Here is a 489-nt window from a genome sequence, read left to right as displayed (position 1 = left end):
GTATTCAACGCCAGCACCAACGCCGCCCCTGCCGAACGCGCCTGCGCCAGATAAGTAACGTGCCCCCTGTGGAGGATGTCGAAACAGCCGTTGGTAAACACCAGCGGGCGCGGCAACAACGCCAAACGCGCCGCCAACGCCTCGGGCGGACAGATTTTCGATTCAAAATCAGGGACAGACCAAGCGTCAACCATCAAAGCCTCCGACAAAAACCATAAAAGACAGAAAAACCCACATGATACAGAAGCATATGCGAAAGGCAAAGCCGGCGGCGCAAATGCCGTATGAAGCGGTTTCCGTATGACCGGCCCGGCTTTCAGACGGCATACCGCCGCACCGGTACGACGGCGCGGACAGTACGCGCAAACAGGAAAAGACCCGTACCGAAAAGTACGGACCTTTATCTGGGGTGGCTGATGGGGCTCGAACCCACGACAACCGGAATCACAATCCGGGGCTCTACCAACTGAGCTACAGCCACCATAAAAA

1 protein-coding gene and 1 tRNA gene are annotated in these 489 nt (G+C 56.9%); both read right to left on the bottom strand.

The window, feature by feature from the left end; genetic code table 11:
• A partial coding sequence (locus RM609_RS34185) for an adenylyltransferase/cytidyltransferase family protein (protein ID WP_311616573.1) occupies positions 1 to 194 on the bottom strand: 194 nt, incomplete at its 3' end.
• Between the two features lie 211 nt (positions 195 to 405).
• Positions 406 to 481, bottom strand: a tRNA-His gene (locus RM609_RS34180).
• Positions 482 to 489 lie beyond the last annotated feature (8 nt).

This window comes from Streptomyces hesseae, from assembly GCF_031845785.1.
GTDB classification, from domain to species: Bacteria; Actinomycetota; Actinomycetes; order Streptomycetales; family Streptomycetaceae; genus Streptomyces; species Streptomyces hesseae.
The sequence above is the reverse complement of the archived record's forward strand: the minus strand, read 5'-3'. Positions and strand labels throughout refer to the sequence as shown.